5 protein-coding genes are annotated in these 6,270 nt (G+C 70.7%); 4 read left to right on the plus strand and 1 reads right to left on the minus strand.

Annotated features, from left to right (window positions below; translation table 11 throughout):
- From RTM68_RS15710 to RTM68_RS15720, 3 genes are all read left to right on the plus strand, one after another.
- Positions 1–273: iron chelate uptake ABC transporter family permease subunit (locus RTM68_RS15710; RefSeq protein WP_312172684.1), on the plus strand; the 273-nt coding region annotated here is incomplete at its 5' end.
- The gene (locus RTM68_RS15715; protein WP_312172687.1) at positions 270–1,046 is read left to right on the plus strand and encodes an ABC transporter ATP-binding protein; all 777 of its coding nucleotides are present in this window, start codon (positions 270–272) and stop codon (positions 1,044–1,046) included. The genes RTM68_RS15710 and RTM68_RS15715, both read left to right, overlap by 4 nt.
- 242 nt (positions 1,047–1,288) lie before the next feature.
- A complete protein-coding gene (locus tag RTM68_RS15720; RefSeq protein ID WP_312172690.1) occupies positions 1,289–2,980 on the plus strand; it encodes an ABC-F family ATP-binding cassette domain-containing protein in 1,692 nt (563 codons plus the stop codon).
- Between the two features lie 5 nt (positions 2,981–2,985).
- On the opposite strand, the gene RTM68_RS15725 is transcribed toward RTM68_RS15720, so the two are convergent.
- Positions 2,986–3,372, minus strand: coding sequence for a DUF6157 family protein (locus tag RTM68_RS15725; RefSeq protein ID WP_312172692.1), 387 nt, complete (start codon positions 3,370–3,372; stop codon positions 2,986–2,988).
- A gap of 93 nt (positions 3,373–3,465) precedes the next feature.
- Between RTM68_RS15725 and RTM68_RS15730 the strand changes: the two genes are divergently transcribed.
- Positions 3,466–6,270 (plus strand): DEAD/DEAH box helicase (locus RTM68_RS15730; protein ID WP_312172694.1); only part of this gene is annotated, 2,805 nt, incomplete at its 3' end.

Here is a 6,270-nt window from a genome sequence, read left to right on the forward strand (position 1 = left end):
GCAGTGACCGCCGCCGCCGGCCCCATCGCGTTCGTCGCTCTCGCCGCACCGCAGATCGGCGCCCGGCTGACGGGTCGGGGGTCGTCGGCGGATCTGGCGGGGGCCGCGCTGACCGGTGCGCTGCTGCTGCTCGCATCCGACGTCATCGCCCAGCATGCGATCCCTGATGTGCGGCTGCCCACCGGCGCGGTCACCATCTGCATCGGCGGCCTGTACCTGCTGGCACTGCTGCTCAGAGAGAGCCGGCGATCCACTCGAGGAGGACGACCATGACCCGAGTCGCTGCCGAGGCGCTGCGCGCGGGCTACGGGGCCCGCGGCGTGCTCGACGGGATCGACGTCGAGATCCCCGACGGCGGGCTGACCGTGATCGTGGGGCCAAACGCGTGCGGCAAGTCGACGCTGCTCCGCGCCCTCGCTCGCCTCATTCCCGCCAGCTCGGGGCGGGTGCTGCTCGACGGCGACGACATCCGCCGTCTGTCGACCAAGGAGGTCGCGCGGAGGATGGGCCTGCTGCCGCAGAGCCCTCTGGCCCCGGACGGCATCACGGTCGAGGACCTCGTCGCGCGCGGACGGTACCCGCATCAGAGCGTGCTCTCGAGCTGGTCGGCCGAGGACGAACGCGCCGTGGCCGATGCGATGGCGGCGACGAACGTCGTCGACCTCGCCGACAGACACATCGACGAGCTGTCCGGCGGGCAGCGACAGCGGGTCTGGATCGCGATGGCGCTCGCGCAGGAGACGCCGATCCTGCTGCTGGACGAGCCGACCACCTTCCTCGACATCGGCCACCAGATCGAGGTCCTCGAACTCGTCACCCGCCTGCACGAGGAGGGGCGGACGGTCGTGGTCGTCCTGCACGACATCAATCAGGCGGCCGGATACGCGACCCACCTGATCGCGATGAAGGACGGCCGGATCGTCGCCGAGGGCGCCCCGAGAGATGTCGTCGACGCCGCTCTGCTGAAGACGCTGTTCGACCTCGACGCCCGGGTCATGGTCGACCCGGACACGGGGAACCCGGTCGTGCTGCCCGGCCGGAGGTGACGACACGCCCGGGGTTGCGGAAGTCCGACACGCCCGGGTATCGTCGTGGAGTCCTGTCCGCCGTGTCTGGAAGTCCTTTGATCTGATCCGTCGCCTCCGCGCTCATCTCTCCGCGCGCTGACCCGACGATCGCCGACTCCACGGCAGACCTTCGCCCACCGTCCTCCCGACGGCGCACCCCGCTCAGACGGGGTCTGTGCGGCGACCGGTGTCAGTGCACCCCGCACTCGACAGGACACACCATGCCCGTACCCGCTCTTCACGCCGCGGTCACGCTCGACCGCCTCACTTTCGCCTGGCCGGACGGCTCGCTCGCCCTCGATTCGGTCTCGGGCTCGTTCGGCTCCGGCCGCACCGGTCTGGTCGGACGCAACGGCGCCGGCAAGTCGACGCTGCTGCGCCTGATCGCCGGCGAGCTGACCGCGACGTCGGGCGTCGTGACCGCGACCGGCGAGGTCGCGTACCTGCCGCAGCAGTTGACGCTCGACGTCGATCGTCGCGTCGCCGATCTGCTCGGAGTCGCCGCGGCTCTCGACGCCGTGCGCGCGATCGGGGCCGGTGACGTCGATCCTGCCCACTTCGATGCGGTCGGCGACGACTGGGACATCGAGGCGCGCGCCGAGATGTCGCTGGCCGAGGCCGGCCTCGCGCCCGACTTCCTCGACCGTCGTATCGGCGAGCTGTCGGGAGGGGAGGCGGTGCTGGTCGCGATCGCCGGCATCCGCCTGCGGCGCGCGCCGATCACGCTGCTCGACGAGCCCACCAACAACCTCGATCGCGACGCACGCGCGAAACTGGCGGCGATGGTCCAGGCCTGGAAGGGCACGCTGATCGTGGTCAGCCACGACCTGTCGCTGCTCGAGCTGATGGACGACACCGCTGAGCTCTACGCCCAGACGCTGAGCGTCTTCGGCGGTCCGTACTCGGAGTGGCGGACCTGGCTCGACACCGAACAGGAGGCGGCACGACAGGCCGAGGTCACCGCGAAGCAGGAGTTCCGCAAGGAGAAGCGCCAGCGCATCGAGGCCGAGGTGAAGCTCGCCCATCGCGCGCGCACCGCCAAGAAGGCCGAGATCGAGAAGCGGGTTCCGAAGATCATCGCGCACGGCCGCAAGATGGCTGCCGAGGTCTCGGCCGGCCGACTGCGCACGGAGGTCGGGGCGAAGGAGGATGCCGCCCGCGCATCGCTCGACGAGGCGGGACGCCGGATCCGCGCGGATGCCTCGATGAAGATCGAGCTGCCCGACCCTCAGGTCTCGCGCAGTCGACGTGTGGCCGAGCTCGCAGACGGGGAGCGCTCGTGGATCGTGCAGGGCGGCGAGCGAGTCGCGCTGATCGGACGCAACGGTGCCGGCAAGACGACGCTGATCGAGCGGCTGGTGCGCGACGCCGGCGTTCACGACTCAGCATCGATGCCGCGCCTCGGGACGGATAGCGGGGCGGACGAGGCGTGTCAGGGCGGCGCCGAGCAATCGGTGCTGAGTTCTGAACGGCCCACCCTCGAGGCCACGGCCCTCACCGACCGCATCGGCTACCTGCCGCAGCGGGTCGACGGGCTCGATGAGCAGCGTTCGGTGTTCGAGAACATCGCGGATGCTGCGCCGCAGGTGCCCGAGAAGGAACTGCGCAACCGGCTCGCGCGGTTCCTGATCCGTGGGGCCACCGCCGATCGGCCGGTCTCCGCGCTGTCCGGCGGCGAGCGGTTCCGGGTGGCACTGGCGACGCTGCTGCTCTCGGACCCGGCGCCGCACCTGGTGGTGCTCGATGAGCCGACCAACAACCTCGACATCGACACCGTCGACCAGCTGGTCGAGGCGCTGCGCGCCTACCGCGGAGCCGTGCTCGTCGTGAGTCACGACGACGCGTTCCTCTCGAGGCTCGACCTCGATCTCACGCTCGAGATCGAGGCGGACGGATCTCTCACCGAGATCTGACAGGCTCAGGCCCGCCGGCTCCGCATCGCCTTCGTGTGGGTGATCGCGGGGTCGGCGGCCAGCAGCGCGTACTCCTCGGAGTCGCGGGGCACGAGCGCGACTCGCCCCTCGGCGTCGTGTGCGATTCCCCAGCCGTAGCGCTTGCCCAGCGGCGAGGAGCGCAGGCAGGGCTGGCCCTTCGAGAAGAACGCCTCGCGTGCTGCGGGGTCGTCGGGGTCGAGTCCGGTGCGCAGCGCGTGAGTCATGAAGATCACGTCGTCGGACGTGCGCGTGTACGGCTCTTCGGCGATCAGTCGGTGGTGCAGCGCCGCGATGGTCGGCCTCTCGCCCGTCGGCGGCTCTTCAGCGTGGTCGACCGGGCAGTCCTCGGCCACCTCGATGAAGGTGCTCACCTAGTTCGTGCTGTGCGACGCCATGCCTACAGCATGCCCGCGGCCCCGGACAATGGCGACCCCGATGTCGGTGGCACGGGTGATGATGGAGGGATGAGCGACGTGCTCGACCGCTTCACCCCTGCCACGCAAGACTGGTTCCGGGGTGCCTTTCCCGCGCCCACCCCCGCGCAGGCGGGCGCCTGGAATGCGATCTCCGCGGGCAAGCACGCTCTCGTCGTCGCACCGACAGGATCGGGCAAGACCCTGTCGGCCTTCCTCTGGGCGATCGACAGCGTGTTCCGCGAACGCAGCGAGAACACGGCGAACGAGACCGCGAAGGCGAACGCCGCGAAGGCGAAAGACACCTCGCGCACCCGCATCCTCTACATCTCGCCCCTGAAGGCGCTCGGCGTCGACGTCGAGCGCAACCTGCGCTCCCCGCTGATCGGCATCGGGCAGTCCGCCCGCCGACTCGGCCTCGAAGCCCCGGCCGTGACGGTCGGAGTGCGGTCAGGAGACACGACCTCGAGCGACCGCCGCAAGCTCGTCTCCGATCCGCCCGACATTCTCATCACGACGCCCGAGTCGCTGTACCTGATGCTCACCAGCCGGGCCGGCGAGACGCTGCGCGACGTGCACACGGTCATCATCGACGAGGTGCACGCGGTCGCCGCGACCAAACGCGGCGCCCACCTCGCGGTGAGCCTCGAACGGCTCGACGCTCTGCGCCGCACCCACGGCCACGAGGAGCCGGCGCAGCGCATCGGGCTGTCCGCCACGGTGCGGCCGATCGACGAGGTCGCACGATTCCTCGGCGGGGCGGCCCCGGTCGAGATCGTCGCTCCCCCCGCGTCGAAGACGTTCGAGCTCGGCGTCGTCGTCCCGATGGACGACATGACCAACCCGCCTCCTCCGCCCGGTGCTCCGAAGGATGCCGGCGACGCAGCCGACGCCGAGTACACCGAGGTCACGGGATCGGTCTGGCCGCACGTCGAAGAGGCGATCGTCGACCGCATCCTGCAGAACAAGTCGACCATCGTGTTCTCGAACTCCCGGCGACTCGCCGAGCGCCTCACCGGGCGGCTCAACGAGATCTACTCCGAGCGCATGGGGCTCGCCCTCCCCGATGCCACGGTGCCCGCGGCGATGATGGCCCAGGCGGGCGCCACGGCCGGAGCCGACCCCGTGCTCGCCAAGGCCCACCACGGCTCGGTGTCGAAGGAGCAGCGTGCCCAGGTCGAAGAGGAGCTCAAGTCCGGTGTGCTGCGCTGCGTCGTCGCGACGAGCAGCCTCGAGCTCGGCATCGACATGGGCGCGGTCGACCTGGTGATCCAGGTCGAGGCGCCCCCTTCCGCGGCATCCGGTCTGCAGCGCGTCGGACGAGCGGGCCACCAGGTCGGCGAGATCAGCCGCGCGGCGCTCTTCCCGAAGCATCGGGGCGACGTGCTGCACACCGCGATCGTCACCGAGCGGATGCTGGCGGGCAAGATCGAGGCCATCCAGGTGCCGCGCAACCCGCTCGACATCCTCGCGCAGCAGACCGTCGCCGCGAGCGCGCTGGGGGCGATCGGCGTCGAGGAATGGTTCGAGACGGTCCGCCGGTCGGCACCGTTCCAGTCGCTCCCCCACTCGGCCTACGAGGCGACGCTCGATCTGCTCGCCGGCCGCTTCCCCTCCGACGAGTTCGCCGAGCTGCGGCCACGACTGGTCTGGGATCGGGATGCCGGCACGCTGACGGGCCGCCCGGGCGCGCAGCGCATCGCGGTCACGAGCGGCGGCACGATCCCCGATCGCGGCCTGTTCGGCGTGTTCGTCGCCGGAGAGTCGACGGGCGCACGCGTGGGCGAACTCGACGAGGAGATGGTCTACGAGTCCCGTGTCGGCGATGTCTTCACACTCGGCACGACCAGCTGGCGGATCGCCGAGATCACCCACGACCGGGTCAACGTGATTCCCGCGTACGGGCAGCCCGGCAAGGTGCCGTTCTGGCACGGCGACGGCATCGGCCGCCCGTTCGAGCTCGGAGAGGCGCTCGGCAAGTTCTCGCGTGAGGTTGCCGCGGCGACGCCCGAGAAGGCCGCACAGCGACTCATCGACGCGGGGCTCGACGATCAGGCCCGCCTGAACCTGATGGCGCATCTCACCGAGCAGCGGGAGGCGACCGGAACCCTGCCCACCGACCGCACGCTCACGGTCGAGCGCGGCCACGACGAGGTCGGCGACTGGCGCGTCATCCTGCACTCGCCGTACGGCATGAAGGTGCACGCGCCGTGGGCACTCGCGATCAACGCGCGCATCCGCGAGCGCCTCGGCGTCGAGGGATCGGCGGTCGCGAGCGACGACGGCATCATCGTGCGCATCCCGGATGCCGAGGCCGAGCCGCCCGGCGCCGAGCTGTTCGTGTTCGATCCCGACGAGCTCGAACAGCTCGTGACGCAGGAGGTCGGCGGGTCGGCGCTCTTCGCCTCGCGCTTCCGCGAGTGCGCCGCCCGAGCGCTGCTGATGCCGCGCATGAACCCCAACAAGCGCACGCCGCTGTGGCAGCAGCGCCAGCGGTCGGCGCAGCTGCTCGAGGTGGCGCGACGGCATCCGACCTTCCCGGTGATCCTCGAGACCCTGCGCGAGGTGCTGCAGGACGTCTACGACCTGCCGTCGCTGCGCAGGCTCGCGACGTCGATCGCCGATCGGCGCATCCGTCTCGTCGAGACCCAGCCGTCACAGCCCTCGCCGTACGCGCGCGATCTGCTGTTCGGCTACGTGGGTGCGTTCATGTACGAGGGCGACTCGCCCCTCGCCGAGCGTCGGGCCGCCGCTCTCTCGGTCGACCCCGCACTGCTCGGAGAGCTGCTCGGCACCGTCGAGCTGCGCGAGCTGCTCGACCCCGCGATCCTCGAACAGGTCGAGGGCCGTCTGCAG

Origin of the sequence: Microbacterium sp. (assembly GCF_031988965.1) — a bacterium.
GTDB lineage: Bacteria > Actinomycetota > Actinomycetes > Actinomycetales > Microbacteriaceae > Microbacterium.

Coding starts and splice junctions, on each gene's coding strand:
- RTM68_RS15715 (WP_312172687.1), top strand. CDS start 270: ATGACCCGAGTCGCTGCCGAGGCGCTGCGCGCGGGCTACGGGGCCCGC.
- RTM68_RS15720 (WP_312172690.1), top strand. CDS start 1,289: ATGCCCGTACCCGCTCTTCACGCCGCGGTCACGCTCGACCGCCTCACT.